The following is an 18241-nucleotide window of genomic DNA, read 5'->3' on the forward strand; positions in this document are numbered from 1 at the left end:
ACCATCATGGAGAGACCTGCAATGCCCAGCCCACTGCGCCCGGATCAACGTCGGTTTCCCCTGCACGTCCATATCAGCGTGATGTTCACTTTCCTGCTGTTGCTGACTGGCGTGGTGCTGGGCCTTTTCAACTACCGACAAACCACGCAGATCATTCTTTCCAGCAGTGAAAAGCTCTTCAACCGCATCGAGCAGGACGTCCGTCTCGACCTGCACGCCACCTATGAGCCGATTCGCCATCTTCTGACCCTGCTGGCGGAATACCCGGCGACCCAGGCACCTGACCTGGAGCAGCGCCTGGCACTGCTCAAACCCTTCAGCCAGTCGCTCAAGGACAACCCCGACCTGGCCTCGTTGTATCTGGGCTATGGCAACGGTGATTTCTTCATGGTTCGGCCCTTGCGAACCTCCGACCTGAAAACGCTCCTCAAGGCACCGGATACTGCGGCTTATCAGGTGTGGAGCATTGAGCGAACCGGCAACAGCGGTCAGGTCCGCTCCCAATCATTGTTTTTCGATCAATATCTGGCCCTCATCAGCCGCCAGGACAACCCCGACGAAACCTACGATCCGCGAACCCGCGCCTGGTATGCCAACGCCCATAGCGACAGCGGTCAGATCACTACCGAACCCTACATCTTTTTCTCCACCCACAATGTCGGCACTACCCTGGCCCGGCGCAGTGGCGAACAGGCGGTCATGGGTGCCGATCTGACCCTGGCGGAACTCTCCGCAACCCTGGCCAAACATGTTGTGACCCCCAATACCGAAATCGTGCTGTTCGATGCTGAAGGGAATGCCATCGCCTATCCCGACAGCAGCAAACTGATCATCGACGATCAGACTGCCCGCCTGATCAAAGCCGCTGACCTCAGCCCCAGCCTCGACGCATTGCTCAACAATCCCCCCGCAGGTAACCGCCTGGATGTCGCCGGTCGTCAATGGATCGTTGCCCGCAGTCGCATGCAGGAAGGCGGCCCCCAGGGACTGCAACTGGCGCTGCTGGTACCGGAAGATGAGTTACTCGTCGATGCCTACCGCATGCGTTGGCAAGGCGCGCTGATTACCCTGGCCACGCTGTTGCTGTGCCTGCCGCTGGGCTGGCTGACCTCGCGGATTCTGGTTAAACCCCTGCGCGCGCTGGTAAGGGAGGCCGATGCGGTTCGCAGTTTCGACTTCAACTTTCCGGCCTCACGTCGCTCTCCTGTGCTCGAAGTCGACCAACTGAGCGTGTCGATGACGCGCATGAAAGAGACCCTGGCGAGTTTTTTCCAGATCACCGACAGCCTGAGCGCCGAGACTCGCTTCGCCCCCTTGCTGGAACGGGTGTTGTTTGAAACCGTGAAAATCGGCCAGGCCCAGGCCGGTCTGATCTACCTGCGCGAAAGTGATGGCGATCGAATGGAGCCCCATGGTCTGGTCGTCAACGGCACCTCACGGGCATTGCCGTCATTTGATCTTCGAGGACACGAACTCCAGGCTCCGCAAAGCCCTGCATGGCTACAGCAGCTGTCGAATGCCGACAACATCGTCACCACGCTTGGTTTCGAAGAGGCCGGGGATTTGCAGAAGGTGTTGCATGCGCTGGAGTGTCCCCGCGTTCATCTGATCGGCATTCGGCTGCACAATCGTCATAACGAAACCGTGGGCCTGCTGATCCTGCTGCTGGCCGATACCGGCAACCACAGCGATCTGGAGAAACTTCGTCCGGACCGCATCGCGTTTCTCCAGGCTGTGTCCGGCGCGGCCGCCGTGAGTATTGAAAGCCAGCGGCTGCAAGCCAAACAAAAACAACTGCTGGATTCCTTCATTCAACTGCTGGCGGGTGCGATTGACGCCAAAAGCCCCTATACCGGCGGTCACTGCCAGCGAGTGCCGGCGCTGACCCTGATGCTCGCTCAAGCCGCCGCTGCCAGCCAGGACCCGGCCTTCAGTGGCTATAAACCCACCGAAGATGAATGGGAAGCGCTGCACATCGCCGCCTGGCTGCACGACTGCGGCAAGGTCACCACTCCGGAATACGTGGTCGATAAAGCCACGAAACTGGAAACCCTTAACGACCGCATCCACGAAATCCGCACCCGCTTCGAAGTGCTCAAGCGCGATGCCTGGATCAGCTATTGGCAAGCCATGGCCCTGGGCGGTAACGAGCAGCACATGGCCGAACTGCGCAACGCCACGCTGGCAGGGCTGGACGATGATTTCGCGTTCATTGCCCGATGCAACCTGGGTGGCGAGGCGATGGCCGAATCCGACCAGCAACGCCTGCGCAGCATCGCCCAACGCACCTGGACCCGAACCCTGGATGACCGGCTGGGCGTTTCCTGGGAGGAGAACCGGCGTCAGGCGCGGACCCCGGCACCGACACTGCCGGTCAGCGAGCCATTGCTGGCGGACAAACCCGAGCACCTGTTCGAACGGCCCGAAGCCGAACTGATTCCGGAGGATAATCCGTGGGGGTTCAAGCTCGATGTGCCGCGCTACAAGTACAACCGGGGCGAGCTCTACAACCTGAGCGTTGCCCGAGGCACCCTGACCCGCGAGGAGCGTTACATCATCAATCACCACATGGTGCAGACGATTCTGATGCTCAGCCACCTGCCCTTCCCCGGCCACCTCACCAACGTCGCGGAGATCGCCGGCGGCCACCACGAGAAAATGGACGGCACCGGGTATCCCAAACAGTTGAAGCGCGAAGAAATGAGCCTGCCGGCGCGGATGATGGCGATTGCCGATATTTTCGAAGCGCTGACCGCCGCCGATCGCCCCTATAAGAAAGCCAAGTCCTTGAGCGAAGCGCTGGGCATCATGGCCACGATGTGCCGGGATGCCCACATCGATCCTGAGTTGTTCGGGCTGTTCATCAACGCGCAAATCTACTTGCAGTACGCCGATCGATTCCTCAATCCCCAACAGATCGATGCGGTTGATCCGACAAGCCTGCTGGTCAAGGCAGGCTTGAGGGCATGATCAGCAGTCGGTCAGGCGCAGGAAAATCGCCGCCAACTGCTCGATACCGGCCTGATCTTCAGCGGTAAAACGCGCCAGTTTCGGGCTATCGAGGTCCAGTACGCCGACCAGGCGGCCGTCTTTGACCAGTGGCACGACCAGCTCGCTGTTCGACGCGCTGTCGCAAGCGATGTGCCCGGGGAATGCGTGCACGTCCTCGACCAACTGGGTCTGCAAGGTGGCCGCCGCCGCGCCGCACACGCCCCGGCCGAACGGAATCCGCACGCAGGCGATTTGTCCCTGAAACGGGCCAAGCACCAGCTCCTCGTTGCGATTGAGGTAGAAACCGGCCCAGTTCAGGTCATCGAGCTGGTTATAAAGGAACGCCGAGAACTGCGCGGCGTTGGCAATGAAATCCCGCTCGTCCGCCAGCAATGACTCCAATTGCGCCCACAGCATGCCGTAACCTTCGAGGCCCTGGCCGCTCTTTTGTAAATCGATCATGCCTTGTGCTCCAACAGCTTCAGCCCGACCCAATAGCGGGCAAATTGATACGCGCAACGTCCGTTGCGATTGCCCCGGCCCGTAGCCCAGCGCACCGCGAGGATGTCCAGTGCTTCGTCTCGCTGCCACTTGAGGCCCGACTTGTCGGCCAGTTGACCGATCCAGTGTTCGACGACGTTGAGGAAGTGCTCCTGAGTAAACGGATAGAACGACAGCCACAATCCGAAACGGTCCGACAGCGCAATCTTGTCTTCCACCGCCTCGCTGGGATGGAGTTCGCCGTCAACGCGTTTCCAGTTTTCGTTATCGCTTTCCTTTTCCGGCACCAAGTGGCGACGGTTGGACGTGGCGTACAGCAAAACGTTATCCGGGGCCTGTTCGAGAGAGCCGTCGAGCACGCTCTTGAGCACCCGGTAATCGCCTTCGCCCGACTCGAATGACAGGTCATCGCAGAACAGCACAAAACGCTGGGGCAGCTTGGCGATCTGTTCTACCACACGCGGCAAGTCCGCCAGGTGATCGCGCTCGATCTCGATCAGCCGCAGACCGGCCTTGGCGTGTTCCGCCAGCAAGGCGCGAACCAGCGACGATTTACCGGTGCCGCGCGCGCCCCAGAGCAATGCGTGGTTGGCCGGCATGCCATCGAGGAACTGCTGGGTATTTCGCCCCAGTTGCTCCAGTTGCCGGTCGACACCGATCAGGTCGGACAAACGCATGTCGAGGCTGACTTCCAGCGGCAACAGAAATCCGCTGCGACCCTCGCGCTGCCAGCGCGCGGCAAGGCAATGATTCCAGTCGATAGCTTGCCGAGGGGCGGGCAGCAGTGGTTCGATACGGGCCAAAACGGCATCGGCGCGTTCAAGAAAAGCATTTAATCGGGAATCCACGTCTTCTCCTCGGGCACGTTCACAGTAATGATGGCGACACAGCGACGAAACACAGCTTCGGTGTCCGGTTCATCCCTTTGCACAAGGGCTCGCGAGAACATCGGTATCCATGCATGATCGACTATGCTTGAGCAGCGAAGGGAAACGGAAGTGGTTCAACACCCCATGGATATCAAGTTCACCAACCGGCTGTCCTACAAGCAAGCCAGGCTTACCGTGCTGGTCGGTTTCATTCTGGGCACGCTGCTCAGTCTGCTGCAAATAGGCATCGATTATGCCAGTGAAGACGCCTCCATCAACCGCGAAATCCTGTCTTTGCTGGAAATCAGCCACAACCCCGCGTCCCGCATTGCCTACAACATCGACGCCGAACTCGCTCAGGAACTGACCCTGGGCCTGTTGCGCTCGCCGGCGATCATCGGCGCGCAATTGACCGACAACAACAATACCGTGCTGGCCAACGTCAAACGCCCGGGCGTGCAAAGCGGCTATCGGGTGATCAGCGACTTCCTGTTCGGCGCCAACCGGCAGTTCGAAGACCGTCTCTACCTGGATCACTTGCCGACCGAATCCCTCGGCACCCTGAGCCTGGACGTCGACACCTATTCATTCGGCAACCGGTTTCTGCGTCGGGCCGAGGTGACCCTGCTCAATGGCTTCGCTCGCAGCCTGCTGCTGACTGGCATCCTGCTGGCGCTGTTCTACGTGATGCTGACCAAGCCGTTGGTGCGGGTCATCCGTGAACTCAGCAGTCGCGACCCGCGCAGCACGGAGTCGACGTCGCTGGAGTGTCCGACGGACCATGAAAACGATGAAATCGGTGTACTGGTCAAGGTTGCCAATCAACAATTCGAAAACATCGCCACCGAAATCCAGCAGCGACGCAACGCGGAAAACCGCCTGACCGACTACCTCGGGCAACTGGAGAACATCGTCTCGGCCCGCACAGCGGAACTCAAGGCGATCAACTCCCGGCTCAGCCAATCCAATCAGGAGCTGGAAGTCGCCCGCAGCACCGCCCTGGACATGGCCGAAGCGCGCTCGGTGTTCCTGGCCAACATGAGCCACGAGATCCGCACGCCGCTCAACGGCCTGCTGGGGATGATCGCGCTTTCCCTGGACGGCCCGCTCAATGCCGAGCAACAGCAACAGCTGTCCATCGCCCATGACTCGGGCAAAGTACTGGTGGAACTGCTCAACGATATTCTCGATCTGTCGAAGTTCGATGCCGGCCAACTTGAGCTCGAACATATTCCGTTCGACCTCGGCTCGCTGATCGAGGACACCGCCAACCTGCTATCGCAAAACGCCGCGCCGAGTGTCGAGCTGAGCTGCCTGATCGACCCGCACTTTCCGGCCCTGGTGCTCGGGGATCCGACCCGGGTCCGACAGATCGTCAGCAACCTCTTGTCCAACGCCCTCAAGTTCACCCGCTTCGGTCGGGTCGATGTGCGCCTGTCGACATTCGAGGACGGCGTCAGAATCGAAGTCTGCGACACCGGCATCGGTATCGCCCAGGACGCCCAGGTCAAGATCTTCCAGCCCTTCACGCAAGCGGGTGCCGGCATTACCCGGCAATTCGGCGGGACCGGGTTGGGCCTGGCACTGACCTACAGCCTCTGCGAAGTCATGCAAGGGCGCCTCACCATCAGCTCGGAAGCAGGCTTCGGCAGCCAGTTCTGTGCGGATCTGCCGCTGCCCTGCCACACCCGCGCCCTTCCCCCCGCCTCTTTACAGGGCAAGGTCATCGCAATCACCGCCGCCAGCAGTGGCCTGGCAGAACTGTTGAACAGTGTGTTGCCCGGCTGGGGGCTCGACTATGAGCACCGTTCCCTCGATGACTCGTTGCTGGGCCTGAACTCGGATGTACTGATTACCGATTGCCCCGAATGCCTGTTTGGTCTGCGCCCTTCGTGTACAGCGCCCATTCTGCTGGTCACCGCTTACGGCAGTTTCATGCCCAGCGAAGAAGCACTCGCCCTCGCCCCCTTACAACAACAGGCACGGCCTCTGGCACGCAACGCGCTGTACCAGACACTGCGGCGAACCCTGCAGCCGGAACTCAACACGATCAACGGTGCCCGGCTCGACGCCCTCTCCCCACAACGACGCGGACGCGTACTGCTGGTGGAGGACAATCCGGTCAACCAATTAGTGGCCAAGGGAATGCTCGGAAAGCTCGGTTGCGAGGTGATTGTCGCAGGTCACGGTGGTGAGGCGCTGGATCAGCTGGAGCAGAGCGAATTCGATCTGGTGCTGATGGACTGCAACATGCCGGTGATGGACGGCTACGAGGCCAGTCGGCAAATCCGCCGCAGCGGACGCTGGCCACAGCTGCCCATCGTCGCCCTGACCGCTAACGCCATGTCCGAAGAGCGCGAACGCTGTCGTGCGGCAGGCATGAGCGATTACCTGGCAAAACCCTTCCGCCGGGAAGAGTTGGCGGCCCTGCTGGACCTGTGGGTCCCTACTACGACAGTGCTTTGATTTGCCCCAAAAGGTGATCAAGACCATCGCGCAAATCATTCAGGCGATCCAGATCCACACCGCTGTCGCACAACAGACGGGACTTGAGCGGCCCGACCTGATCGCGCAAGGCCTTGCCGGTGGGCGACAGGCTCAAGTGCACTTCACGTTCGTCCCGCGCCGAGCGCTGACGCTGAACCAGTTGCAGTTGCTCAAGACGCTTGAGCAACGGCGTCAGCGTGCCGGAATCCAGCGCCAGGCGTTCGCCCAACGCCTTGACCGTCGGCTGCTCTGGGGCGGCCTCCTGCCATTCCCACAACACCAGCATCGCCAGGTATTGCGGGTAGGTCAGGCCGAGCTGATCGAGCATCGGCTTGTAGGCGCGGATCACCGCCCGGGAAGCGGCGTACAGCTTGAAGCACAGTTGACTGTCAAGCTTCAGGGAATCGACTGACAAGGTGTTCATTTGAGCAGGGCTTCGATCTCGCGGGTCATGTCCTGTGGCTTGGTCGCGGGGGCGAAGCGCTTGACCAGTTGGCCATCCTTGCCGATCAGAAACTTGGTGAAGTTCCACTTGATGCCCTGAGAACCCAGCACACCCGGCGCGCGTTTTTTCAGTTGAACGAACAGCGGATGGGCGCCGGCGCCATTGACTTCAATCTTTTTGAACAGCGGAAAACTGACGCCGAAGTTCAACTCACAGAACTCGGAAATCGCCCCTTCGTTGCCTGGCTCTTGCTTGCCGAACTGGTTACACGGAAAACCCAGCACCACCAGCCCTTGATCCTTGTAGGTCTGCCACAACTCTTCAAGGCCTTTGTACTGCGGGGTGAAGCCGCATTTGCTCGCGGTATTGACCACCAACACGGCCTTGCCGGCGAAATCCGCCAGGGTCTTTTGCTCACCCTTGATGGTGGTGCACGGGATACTCAGCAGGTTGTCGCTCATGGTTCGGATTCTAAATGAGGGAAGATGAGACAAACATAGCGAGCAATTGAATTGCGTGCAATTTAATAATCCGATGAGCGATCAATGGATCGCTCCCGGCTTCCTACCCGCGGGGCACCAAATCCAGGCACACCGAGTTGATGCAGTAACGCAGGCCGGTCGGCGGCGGGCCGTCCGGGAACACGTGCCCCAGGTGCGCATCGCATTTGGCGCAGACCACTTCGGTGCGGATCATGCCATGACTGACGTCACGGATCTCGACCATGGCGCTGTCGCCGATCGGGGCGTAGAAGCTCGGCCAGCCGCAGCCGGAGTCGAATTTGGTTTTGGAGTCGAATAGCGGCTCGTTGCAGCAGATGCAGTGGTAAACACCATCGATCTTGCTGTCGTTATATTTGCCGGAGAACGGCCGTTCGGTGCCTTTGAGGCGGCAAACGTTGTATTGCTCCGGATCGAGCATCGCCCGCCATTCTTCCAGGGTTTTTTCCAACTTTTCCATCATCACACCTCAGTAGCTGAAAAAGCCCGATCTGTACCTTTTCCACGGATCGGGCGGCACGTATGATTGCGCCTCGTCAAACGCCAGTCTGGCAGCCAGACCACGCGCATTCAAACGGATTTATGGGTGCTGCCTCTCAAGGCGTCAGGCCTGTGTGAATACGCAGGATTCCCAGCCCGGTCGTTCATACGCCGCCTGGATCGTTCATTTTCGGGAACACATCGCCATGCAGGTCAGCAAATCGAACAAGCTCGCCAACGTCTGCTACGACATTCGCGGCCCAGTGCTCAAGCACGCCAAACGCCTGGAAGAGGAAGGTCATCGCATCCTCAAGCTGAACATCGGCAACCCGGCGCCTTTTGGTTTCGAAGCGCCGGATGAAATCCTCCAGGACGTCATCCGTAACCTGCCGACTGCTCAAGGCTACAGCGATTCCAAAGGTCTGTTCAGTGCTCGCAAGGCCGTGATGCAGTACTACCAGCAGAAGCAGGTGGAAGGCGTCGGCATTGAAGACATCTATTTGGGCAACGGCGTTTCCGAGCTGATCGTGATGTCGATGCAGGCCCTGCTCAACAACGGCGACGAAGTGCTGGTACCGGCCCCGGACTACCCGCTGTGGACGGCCGCGGTGAGCCTGTCGGGCGGCAACCCGGTGCATTACCTGTGCGACGAGCAAGCCAACTGGTGGCCGGATCTGGCCGACATCAAGGCCAAGATCACCCCGAACACCAAAGCGCTGGTGATCATCAACCCGAACAACCCGACCGGCGCGGTGTATTCGAAAGAAGTCCTGTTGGGCATGCTGGAACTGGCCCGTCAGCACAACCTGGTGGTTTTTTCCGACGAGATCTACGACAAGATTCTGTACGACGATGCCGTGCACATCTGCACGGCTTCCCTGGCGCCAGACCTGCTGTGCCTGACGTTCAATGGTCTGTCCAAGTCCTATCGCGTGGCGGGTTTCCGTTCCGGCTGGATCGCCATTTCAGGCCCTAAACACCACGCCCAGAGCTACATCGAAGGCATCGACATGCTGGCCAACATGCGCCTGTGTGCCAACGTGCCGAGCCAACATGCGATCCAGACCGCGCTCGGTGGCTATCAGAGCATCAATGATCTGGTGCTGCCGCAAGGTCGCCTGCTGGAACAGCGCAACCGTACCTGGGAACTGCTTAACGACATTCCTGGCGTGAGCTGCGTCAAGCCAATGGGGGCACTGTATGCGTTCCCACGGATCGACCCGAAAGTCTGCCCGATCCATAACGACGAGAAATTCGTGCTCGACCTGCTACTGTCGGAGAAGCTGCTGGTGGTTCAAGGCACCGCCTTCAACTGGCCATGGCCGGACCACTTCCGTGTGGTGACCCTGCCGCGCGTGGACGACCTGGACATGGCCATTGGACGTATCGGCAACTTCCTCAAGTCCTATCGCCAGTAACCTGCCTGTCACCGTGCGACGCTCGCGCAAGTCGCACGGTGATTGATTCAGCAACATTTCTTTGTGCCCTGCGGAACATCACTTCTTCAATCGCTGACTGATGACTCGTTGTGTGCTCGCGCCTAACAACGGCGGGGCTTACGACGTTAATTGGCTGACAAACGCTTCCCGCATCGACGTCGGAAATGCCCTTCAAGCAGCTAGACTGTTGCCGTAGGACACAGTTTGAAATAGTCACCCGGTTGAATAGCCCGGGTCAGCACCTTATATACCCCGCAGTACGCTACATCTTTAGCATGAGGAGATTTCTACAACCATGATGCGCATCCTGCTGTTTTTGGCCACTAACCTGGCGGTCGTGCTGATTGCCAGCATCACCCTGAGCCTTTTCGGCTTCAACGGGTTCATGGCGGCCAACGGGGTTGATCTCAACCTCAATCAGCTGCTGGTTTTCTGTGCGGTCTTTGGTTTCGCCGGTTCGCTGTTCTCGCTGTTCATCTCCAAGTGGATGGCGAAGATGAGCACCAGCACCCAAATCATCAGCCAGCCGCGCACACGTCACGAGCAATGGCTGCTGCAAACCGTCGAGCAATTGTCCCGGGAAGCCGGGATCAAGATGCCCGAAGTCGGTATTTTCCCGGCCTACGAGGCGAATGCCTTTGCCACTGGCTGGAACAAGAACGACGCGTTAGTCGCGGTCAGCCAAGGGCTGCTCGAGCGTTTCTCGCCAGATGAAGTGAAGGCCGTTCTGGCCCACGAAATCGGCCACGTAGCCAATGGCGACATGGTCACCCTGGCATTGGTCCAGGGCGTGGTGAACACCTTCGTGATGTTCTTCGCACGGATCATCGGCAACTTTGTCGACAAGGTGATCTTCAAGAACGAAGAAGGCCAGGGCATCGCCTACTACGTGGCGACCATCTTCGCCGAACTGGTTCTGGGCATTCTGGCCAGCGCCATCGTCATGTGGTTCTCGCGTAAACGCGAATTCCGTGCAGACGAAGCCGGTGCACGTCTGGCCGGTACCGCCGCAATGATCGGCGCCCTGCAACGCCTGCGTGCGGAACAGGGGCTGCCGGTGCACATGCCGGACACCCTGACGGCTTTCGGCATCAACGGTGGCATCAAACAGGGGTTCGCCCGCATGTTCATGAGCCACCCCCCGCTGGAAGAGCGCATCGACGCTTTGCGTCGTCGGGGCTGATAGCTCTGCGGTTATAGAAAAGGGGCGATCATCTGATCGCCCCTTTTTTGTACCTTGCTGTTCCATCAACTCATCAAGCGATAAATCCGCTCTTCAAGCCGCGTAACACCGCTTTCCAGGAACTTCCAGCTCTCGCCCAGAACGTCCTGGTCTTCCAGAATCTTCAACTCCCACGAAGCACCGAACAACCGTTGCACTTCGTCATCCAGTACCGCGAACGGCGGACCGTCCATTTGTGCCTGGTCGTAATCCAGGGTAATCAGCAGCCCCAGCGAATCCTTCGGCACAATCCGCTTCAGATGCTCGGCGTATTCCGCCCGCATCTTCGGTGGCAAGGCGATCAACGCAGCGCGGTCGTACAACGCACTGCAATCGGCGACATCGCCGGCCGTCAACGCGAAGAAATCACCACACCAGATCTCGATGGAGCCCGCCCGATAGACAGTGAAGGGGCCTTGGTCGCTGACGTCCGGATCAAATTGATGCTCGTGGAAAAAGTCTTCCACCGCTTTTTCCGACAACTCGACGCCCAGCACCTCATGGCCGCATTTCGCCAGCCACAGCAGATCCAGGCTTTTCCCACATAGTGGCACCAGTACGCGCGCGCCCTCTTCCAGGCCCAGCTGCGGCCAGTACCGTTGCAGATATGGATTTACTTCCGGCAGGTGAAAGCCGATCTGATTCGACGTCCACCGCTTGTGCCAAAACTCCGGCTGCATAATTAATCCCGAAAATTCGATCAAAAGACCCTAAAACTTATATTAGATTTAGATCAATGATCTGACTGAAGATGATGCCATCTTACCCCTCAGGAGCTCATTCATGTTCCCCAGCCTGTACATATCCCATGGTTCGCCCATGTTGGCATTGGAACCGGGCGCCAGCGGGCCCGCCCTCGCTCGCCTGGCCGCAGAATTGCCGAAACCCAAAGCAATCGTAATTGTTTCTGCGCACTGGGAAAGCAATGAGTTGCTGGTCAGCGGCAATCCCCAGCCTGAAACCTGGCATGACTTCGGCGGGTTTCCGCAGGCGTTGTTCGACGTGCAATACCCGGCGCCCGGCAATCCACAATTGGCCGCAGAGGTTGTCGATCTGCTGAAGAGCGATGGCCTGCCCGCACGCATCGACGCCGAACGGCCGTTCGACCATGGTGTGTGGGTGCCCTTGTCATTGATGTACCCACAAGCCGATATCCCGGTGGTGCAAGTCTCGCTGCCCACCCGCGGCGGCCCGGCCCTGCAGACCCGCGTCGGTCATGCCCTGTCCAGTCTGCGCGAACACGGCGTGCTGCTGATCGGTTCCGGGAGTATCACCCACAACCTGCGCGAACTGGACTGGCACGCCGGCACAGAAAGCGTCGAACCTTGGGCCCAGGCATTTCGTGACTGGATGATCGAAAAACTCGCTGCCAACGACGAAACCGCGTTGCACGATTACCGTCATCAAGCACCGAATGCCGTGCGCAACCATCCAAGTGATGAACATTTGTTGCCTTTGTATTTTGCCCGCGGTGCCGGAGGCAACTTCAGCGTGACGCACAAGGGCTTCACCATGGGGGCCTTGGGCATGGACATTTATCGCTTCGGATAACGCAAAGAGCTCACAGTTTGTGGCGGCCAGGCTCAGACCACATCAACCCCGACATGAATCGCATCGTGCCGCCAAAACTCCAGATCACAATCGATCAACCGCTCATGCTGATCGTAATTGACCCGAGCGATGCGCAACCCCGGGCTCCCCACCGACACCCGTAAAGCCGCCGCCGCATCCACCGACAACGCCGTCGGCACAATCTCGAAACGCACCCGCCCGTAGTGCAAATCGTAATGCCGCGCGTACAACTCGGTAATCGACTGATTCAAATCGAAATCCAGAATCCCCGGAAAAAACTGCGGATTCAAATAGTGCTCCACATATAACACCAGCCGTTCATCAATCCGCCGTGCCCGGCAAATCTGAATCACGCTCGACAACGCCGGCAACTGCAACCAGGCACAGACCGCCACCGACGCCGGCTGCAACCGCGCCGAAATCACCTCGGTGGACGGCACCCGCCCCTGTGCAATGACCATCGCGTGAAAGTGACTGCGCTGCATCAGGTTGTAGGCCAGGCGCGGTGGCGACACGAACCAGCCACGGCGCTCCTCCCGATAAATCTGCCCCTGGGCTTCCAGTTGCAACAACGCTTCACGCACGGTGATCCGCGTGGTCCCGAACAACTCACTAAGCTTGCGCTCGGCCGGCAGTTTGCTCCCGGGCGCCAACAGGCCATGGTCGAGCTGTTCCTGCAGAACCTGTCCGATGGCTGTCACCGCTTTGGTTGTCTCGATGCGCATCAACGTTACCTATCTGGACTAGACCAGCACTGTTTCGGGGCGGAACCGCGATTCAAATCGGCTCCCTCAACTCCCGACAAGCCTAGGCACTGCACATGACTGACAGATGACAAAGCCGCCGAACGGTTGATCCAGACACCTGCAATTTCACGGCCAAGTCCTTTTATATCAGCCTATTAGCCATGGTCTACGCTTACTCCGAAGCCTGAGCATTGCAGCCCAAAAAATATAGGCCGACCAGTCGTCGACATGAAAATGTCATCAAAGGCGCCTAAATTGGCTCAGGTATTGCTGACCTAGACCAACACAACCGCAATCGCAGCGTTGAAAACGCCCAAAGGAGCTTCGGATGAAACAGCTTTTCCTGGCATCACTGTTAGGCTCGACCATTGCCATGTGCACCGCCGCGATGGCGGCTGATAGCGATTTGAAAACCCTGGAAGCCGCGGCGAAAGCGGAAGGTGAGGTCAATAGTGTCGGCATGCCCGACAACTGGGCCAACTGGAAAGGCACCTGGGATGACCTGGCCAAGAACTATGGCCTGAAACACATCGACACCGACATGAGCTCGGCCCAGGAAATCGCCAAGTTCGCCGCTGAAAAAGACAACGCCACTGCCGATATCGGTGATGTCGGTGCAGCGTTCGGTCCGATCTCGGTGAAGCAAGGCGTTGTACAACCTTACAAGCCAAGCACCTGGGATCAGATCCCGAGCTGGGCAAAGGATAAGGACGGCAACTGGGCGCTCGCCTACACCGGCACCATCGCGTTCATCGTCAACAAAAAGTTGCTGCACGGCTCCGACGCTCCGACCAAATGGGCTGACCTCAAGGACGGCAAATACAAAGTTTCCATCGGTGATGTGAGCACCGCGGCCCAAGCGGCCAACGGCGTTCTGGCTGCCGCGCTTGCCAACGGCGGCAATGAGAAAAACCTCCAGCCGGCGCTGGATCTGTTTTCCGAGATCGCCAAGCAAGGCCGCCTGTCGATGGCCAACCCGACAATTGCCACCATGGAAAAGGGTGAAATCGAAGTCGGCGTGGTCTGGGATTTCAACGGCCTGAGCTACAAGGCCAAAATGGTCAACCCGGATGATTACACCGTGCTGATTCCATCCGATGGCTCGGTGATCTCCGGTTACACCACCATCATCAACAAATACGCCAAGCACCCGAATGCCGCCAAACTGGCCCGCGAATACATCTTCAGCGACGCCGGCCAAACCAATCTGGCACGCGGTAACGCCCGTCCGATCCGCGCCGAGCATCTGACTCTGCCGCCCGAGGTTCAGGCCCAGTTGCTGCCTAACGAGCAGTACAAAAAGGTCACGCCGATCAAAGACGCAGACGCATGGGAAAAGACCTCCAAAGCCCTTCCGCAGAAGTGGCAGGAAGAAGTCATCGTCAATATGAAGCAATGATGTATCCGTAGGAGCTGCCGCAGGCTGCGATCTTTTGATCTTTCACTCAACACTCAAGTGAAAGCAAAAAGATCGCAGGCTCCGCCAGCTCCTACGACGATCAGATCCAGTTTCGCTTTTCGGAGTTCCAGCCCTTATGAAGCACAACGTCATCCTTGTCGTGCTCGACGGCCTCAATTACGAGGTCGCCCGTCACGCCATGGGGCACCTGCAGGCTTACGTTGGCGCAGGACGCGCGGCGCTCTACAAACTGGAGTGCGAACTGCCGGCGCTGTCCCGACCGCTTTACGAGTGCATCCTGACCGGCGTCACGCCGATCGACAGTGGCATCGTCCACAACAACGTCTCGCGCCTGTCCAACCAGCGCAGCATCTATCACTACGCCCGCGATGCCGGCCTTGTAACCGCCGCCGCGGCCTATCACTGGGTCAGCGAGCTGTATAACCGTTCGCCGTTTATTGCCGCGCGGGATCGTCACACCGACGACCCGGACCTGCCAATCCAGCACGGTCATTTCTACTGGAGCGATCACTACCCGGACTCGCACCTGTTCGCCGACGCCGAAAACCTGCGCCTGCGTCATGCGCCGAACTTTTTACTGGTCCACCCCATGAACATTGACGACGCCGGACACAAGCACGGTCTCGACACCCCGCAATACCGCAACAGCGCCCGCTCAGCCGACATTATTCTGGCCGACTATCTGCAAACCTGGCTCGACGCCGGGTATCAGGTGCTGGTGACCGCCGACCATGGCATGAACAACGACCGCTCCCACAACGGCCTGCTGCCGGAAGAACGCGAGGTGCCGCTGTTTGTCCTCGGCGATGCCTTCAGCTTCAATGCCAACGCCGCACCGAAACAGACTGAAATCTGCGGCACCGTCTGCGAACTGCTGGGTGTGGCCCACGACAAACCTGTGTGCCGGGAGCTGCTCAAGTGAACACCATGACGCGCAGCAAATGGCTGGCAGCCTTGTGCCTGGTGCCTTTCGCATTGTTCTTTATCGTGTTCCAGATCGCCCCGCTGTCCTGGGTGATGATCAACAGCCTGCAATCGGAAGAGTTCGGCTGGGGCATCGCCAACTTCACCAGGATCTTCAATTCGAAATTCTATCTGCAGGCGATCCAGTTCAGCCTCGAGATCAGTTTCTGGTCCAGCGTGTTCGGGATCATCATCGCGGTGCTCGGCGCCTACTCCCTGCGCCGGGTCGACTCGAAACTGCGCAACTTCGTCAACGCCTTCGCCAACATGACCAGCAACTTTGCCGGCGTGCCTTTGGCCTTCGCGTTCATCATCCTGCTGGGCTTCAACGGCAGCTTCACCATCATGCTCAAGCAGGCCGGGATCATTCAGGACTTCAACCTGTATTCGAAAACCGGGCTGATCATTCTCTACACCTACTTTCAGATTCCGCTGGGCGTACTGCTGCTCTACCCGGCCTTTGATGCCCTGCGCGAAGACTGGCGTGAATCCGCCGCGCTGCTCGGCGCCAATGGCTGGCAGTTCTGGCGGTACATCGGTTTGCCAGTGCTGACCCCGGCGCTGCTCGGCACCTTCGTGATCCTGCTGGCCAACGCCCTGGGCGCCTACGCCACGGTGTACGCCCTGACCACCGGCAACTTCAACGTGCTGACAATCCGCATCGCGGCGATGGTTTCCGGCGACATTTCCCTGGACCCGAACCTGGCCAGTGCCTTGGCTGTAGTGCTGGTGGCGTTGATGACCCTGGTGACCATCGTGCATCAGTTGCTGTTGAAGAGGAGCTACCATGTCTCGCGCTGAACTGGGCCCCGTCGGCATCTACCACCGGGTGGTGGTGTATTTACTGTTCGCCATACTGTTGCTGCCGTTGCTCGGGACGCTGATCTACTCGATCGCCAGCAGTTGGTCGGCGACCATTCTGCCCAGCGGCTTCACCGTTAAATGGTACGTGGAGCTGTGGAGCGATCCGCGGTTTCTCCATTCGTTCGGCCAATCGCTGCTGGTCTGCGTCGGCTCGCTGATTCTGTCGGTGGTGCTGATTCTGCCGTTGCTGTTTGTGGTGCATTACCACTTCCCGAAACTCGATGCGCTGATGAACATCCTGATCCTGCTGCCCTTCGCGGTGCCGCCGGTGGTGTCGTCGGTGGGGCTGTTGCAGCTTTACGGCTCCGGGCCGTTCGCGATGGTCGGGACGCCGTGGATTCTCGTCGGTTGCTACTTCACCGTGGCGCTGCCGTTCATGTACCGGGCGATCACCAACAACCTGCAAGCGATCAACCTGCGCGACCTGATGGACTCCGCCCAACTGCTCGGTGCCAGCACCTGGCAAGCGGCGTTCCTGGTGGTGCTGCCAAACCTGCGCAAAGGTTTGATGGTGGCGTTGCTGCTGTCGTTTTCGTTCCTGTTCGGTGAGTTCGTGTTCGCCAACATCCTCGTCGGGACCCGCTACGAAACCCTGCAGGTCTACCTCAACAACATGCGCAACAGCAGCGGCCACTTCACCAGTGCGCTGGTGATTTCCTATTTCTTCTTTGTGCTGGTTCTGACCTGGGCTGCCAATATTTTGAACAAGGACAAAAGCCAATGAGCTTCGTCAGCGTCCAACACCTACAGAAAAGCTACGCGGGCACGGCAGTGTTCAGCGACATCAACTGTGAAATCCAGAAGGGTGAGTTCGTCACCCTCCTCGGCCCGTCCGGTTGCGGCAAGTCCACACTGCTACGCTGCATCGCCGGGCTGACCTCGGTGGATGGCGGCAAAATCCTGCTTGATGGCCAGGACCTCGTGCCGTTGAGCCCGCAAAAGCGCGGGATCGGCATGGTGTTCCAGAGTTACGCGCTGTTCCCCAACATGACCGTGGAGCAGAACGTCGCCTTTGGTTTGCGCATGCAAAAGGTCAACGCCGACGACAGCCATAAGCGTGTTGCCGAAGTACTGAAACTGGTGGAACTCACCGACTTCGCCGCGCGTTATCCGCATCAACTGTCCGGCGGCCAATGCCAGCGAGTCGCCCTCGCCCGCTCGTTGGTGACACGGCCACGCCTGTTGTTGCTGGATGAACCGCTGTCGGCCCTCGATGCGCGGATTCGCAAGCACTTGCGCGAACAGATCCGTCAGATCCAGCGTGAACTCGGCTTGACCACGATCTTCGTCACTCACGATCAGGAAGAAGCCCTGACCATGTCCGACCGGATTTTCTTGATGAATCAGGGAAAGATCGTACAAAGCGGTGACGCCCAGACCCTTTACACTGCCCCTATCGACTTCTTTGCCGCAGGTTTCATCGGCAACTACAACTTGCTGGACGCCGACAGCGCCACAAAACTGCTGCAGCGACCGATTACCCACCGGGTCGCGATTCGCCCGGAAGCCATCGAGCTGAGCCTCAACGGCGAACTCGACGCGCAAATCCGCAGCCACAGCCTGTTGGGCAACGTGATTCGCTACCGGGTCGAAGCCCGGGGCGTGGAGTTGGTGGTGGATGTGCTGAACCGCTCGGCGGCCGATCTGCATCCCGATGGTCAGCGTCTGGCGCTTTCCATCGATCCGACGGCCCTGTGTGAGGTAGCCTGATGACTTTGCTGATGTTGAAGAGAGAATCGCAC

At 59.0% G+C, this 18241-nt stretch carries 17 protein-coding genes; 10 read left to right on the plus strand and 7 right to left on the minus strand.

Annotated features, from left to right (window positions below):
• The first annotated feature begins 21 nt into the window (after nucleotides 1-21).
• The gene (locus FQ187_RS09420; RefSeq protein WP_149629250.1) at nucleotides 22-2970 is read left to right on the plus strand and encodes an HD domain-containing phosphohydrolase; all 2949 of its coding nucleotides are present in this window, start codon (nucleotides 22-24) and stop codon (nucleotides 2968-2970) included.
• On the opposite strand, the gene FQ187_RS09425 is transcribed toward FQ187_RS09420, so the two are convergent.
• Both FQ187_RS09425 and FQ187_RS09430 read right to left on the minus strand, forming a co-directional pair.
• Complete coding sequence (locus tag FQ187_RS09425) at nucleotides 2971-3453, minus strand: GAF domain-containing protein (protein WP_149629251.1); 483 nt, start codon at nucleotides 3451-3453, stop codon at nucleotides 2971-2973.
• Nucleotides 3450-4340, minus strand: coding sequence for an ATP-binding protein (locus FQ187_RS09430; protein ID WP_149629252.1), 891 nt, complete (start codon nucleotides 4338-4340; stop codon nucleotides 3450-3452). The genes FQ187_RS09425 and FQ187_RS09430 overlap by 4 nt, the downstream gene beginning before the upstream one ends.
• A gap of 165 nt (nucleotides 4341-4505) precedes the next feature.
• On the opposite strand from FQ187_RS09430, the gene FQ187_RS09435 reads away from it, so the two are divergent.
• Nucleotides 4506-6827, plus strand: a complete 2322-nt coding sequence (locus tag FQ187_RS09435; protein ID WP_149629253.1) for a response regulator — start codon at nucleotides 4506-4508, stop codon at nucleotides 6825-6827.
• Here FQ187_RS09435 and FQ187_RS09440 read toward each other — a convergent pair.
• The 3 genes from FQ187_RS09440 to msrB form a co-directional block, all read right to left on the minus strand.
• On the minus strand, nucleotides 6811-7272 hold the full coding sequence (locus tag FQ187_RS09440; protein WP_149629254.1) for a MarR family winged helix-turn-helix transcriptional regulator: 462 nt from the start codon (nucleotides 7270-7272) through the stop codon (nucleotides 6811-6813). The genes FQ187_RS09435 and FQ187_RS09440 overlap by 17 nt on opposite strands.
• Nucleotides 7269-7754: a glutathione peroxidase gene (locus FQ187_RS09445; RefSeq protein ID WP_149629255.1), complete on the minus strand. Its 486-nt coding sequence runs from the start codon at nucleotides 7752-7754 to the stop codon at nucleotides 7269-7271. The genes FQ187_RS09440 and FQ187_RS09445 overlap by 4 nt, the downstream gene beginning before the upstream one ends.
• Nucleotides 7755-7857: 103 nt before the next feature.
• The gene (gene msrB / locus FQ187_RS09450) at nucleotides 7858-8253 is read right to left on the minus strand and encodes a peptide-methionine (R)-S-oxide reductase MsrB (RefSeq protein WP_149629256.1); all 396 of its coding nucleotides are present in this window, start codon (nucleotides 8251-8253) and stop codon (nucleotides 7858-7860) included.
• Between the two features lie 226 nt (nucleotides 8254-8479).
• On the opposite strand from msrB, the gene FQ187_RS09455 reads away from it, so the two are divergent.
• Both FQ187_RS09455 and htpX read left to right on the plus strand, forming a co-directional pair.
• A complete protein-coding gene (locus FQ187_RS09455) occupies nucleotides 8480-9691 on the plus strand; it encodes a pyridoxal phosphate-dependent aminotransferase (protein ID WP_008030363.1) in 1212 nt (403 codons plus the stop codon).
• 316 nt (nucleotides 9692-10007) lie between these two features.
• Complete coding sequence (gene htpX, locus FQ187_RS09460) at nucleotides 10008-10895, plus strand: protease HtpX (protein WP_149629257.1); 888 nt, start codon at nucleotides 10008-10010, stop codon at nucleotides 10893-10895.
• A 65-nt stretch (nucleotides 10896-10960) separates the two neighbouring features.
• On the opposite strand, the gene FQ187_RS09465 is transcribed toward htpX, so the two are convergent.
• Nucleotides 10961-11614 carry a thiopurine S-methyltransferase gene (locus FQ187_RS09465; protein ID WP_149629258.1) on the minus strand — a complete coding sequence of 218 codons (654 nt, stop codon included), beginning with the start codon at nucleotides 11612-11614 and terminating at the stop codon, nucleotides 10961-10963.
• A 103-nt stretch (nucleotides 11615-11717) separates the two neighbouring features.
• On the opposite strand from FQ187_RS09465, the gene FQ187_RS09470 reads away from it, so the two are divergent.
• Complete coding sequence (locus FQ187_RS09470; protein ID WP_149629259.1) at nucleotides 11718-12485, plus strand: class III extradiol ring-cleavage dioxygenase; 768 nt, start codon at nucleotides 11718-11720, stop codon at nucleotides 12483-12485.
• A 32-nt stretch (nucleotides 12486-12517) separates the two neighbouring features.
• On the opposite strand, the gene FQ187_RS09475 is transcribed toward FQ187_RS09470, so the two are convergent.
• Nucleotides 12518-13231, minus strand: coding sequence for a UTRA domain-containing protein (locus FQ187_RS09475; RefSeq protein WP_134419128.1), 714 nt, complete (start codon nucleotides 13229-13231; stop codon nucleotides 12518-12520).
• Nucleotides 13232-13580: 349 nt separating this feature from the next.
• Between FQ187_RS09475 and FQ187_RS09480 the strand changes: the two genes are divergently transcribed.
• From FQ187_RS09480 to FQ187_RS09500, 5 genes are all read left to right on the plus strand, one after another.
• Complete coding sequence (locus FQ187_RS09480) at nucleotides 13581-14651, plus strand: ABC transporter substrate-binding protein (RefSeq protein WP_129437345.1); 1071 nt, start codon at nucleotides 13581-13583, stop codon at nucleotides 14649-14651.
• Between the two features lie 136 nt (nucleotides 14652-14787).
• Nucleotides 14788-15594, plus strand: a complete 807-nt coding sequence (locus FQ187_RS09485) for an alkaline phosphatase family protein (RefSeq protein ID WP_149629260.1) — start codon at nucleotides 14788-14790, stop codon at nucleotides 15592-15594.
• A 5-nt stretch (nucleotides 15595-15599) separates the two neighbouring features.
• Nucleotides 15600-16436: an ABC transporter permease subunit gene (locus FQ187_RS09490; protein ID WP_178122698.1), complete on the plus strand. Its 837-nt coding sequence runs from the start codon at nucleotides 15600-15602 to the stop codon at nucleotides 16434-16436.
• Complete coding sequence (locus FQ187_RS09495; RefSeq protein WP_129437349.1) at nucleotides 16423-17223, plus strand: ABC transporter permease; 801 nt, start codon at nucleotides 16423-16425, stop codon at nucleotides 17221-17223. Before FQ187_RS09490 ends, FQ187_RS09495 begins: the two co-directional genes overlap by 14 nt.
• Complete coding sequence (locus FQ187_RS09500; RefSeq protein WP_149629262.1) at nucleotides 17220-18209, plus strand: ABC transporter ATP-binding protein; 990 nt, start codon at nucleotides 17220-17222, stop codon at nucleotides 18207-18209. The genes FQ187_RS09495 and FQ187_RS09500 overlap by 4 nt, the downstream gene beginning before the upstream one ends.
• Nucleotides 18210-18241: the final 32 nt, after the last annotated feature.

Origin of the sequence: Pseudomonas sp. ANT_J28 (assembly GCF_008370005.1) — a bacterium.
GTDB classification, from domain to species: Bacteria; Pseudomonadota; Gammaproteobacteria; order Pseudomonadales; family Pseudomonadaceae; genus Aquipseudomonas; species Aquipseudomonas frigoris.